This is a genomic window from Gluconobacter sp. DsW_058, assembly GCF_002153615.1.
Classification (GTDB): domain Bacteria; phylum Pseudomonadota; class Alphaproteobacteria; order Acetobacterales; family Acetobacteraceae; genus Gluconobacter; species Gluconobacter cerinus.
The window spans coordinates 1-290 of sequence record NZ_JOPH01000052.1 but is presented as its reverse complement, the minus strand read 5'-3'; the positions used below and the strand labels follow the sequence as shown (position 1 = coordinate 290).

Sequence of the window (290 nt, the reverse complement as noted above, 5' to 3'; positions counted from 1 at the left end):
GAGGCCGTATTGGTTTTATCCAGCAGCCCTTCTCTCAATCGCGCACCATCACTGGCGGCGGCATCCGTTGTCTTTCATTTCCGGATGAACCGGAATTTCCGGTCGATGGAAACATGCGATGTGTAGCCAAAGAACGGGATGGCGAGATCGCTTGACGGGATCGTCCCATCGTCCTGCCAGTCTTCAGGAATACGTCCTGCCCGGAGGTCGGCTTTCTCAGCGTTCGTATTGCGCTGCTTTGGAGCAGCGACCAGCGTGGCATCCAGGATCTGGCCGGACATCGGCAGATA

1 pseudogene is annotated in these 290 nt (G+C 56.9%); it reads right to left on the bottom strand.

The annotated features are described in order from the left end of the window. Positions 1-290: pseudogene (locus HK24_RS09815) on the bottom strand (IS5/IS1182 family transposase); the annotation flags it as partial.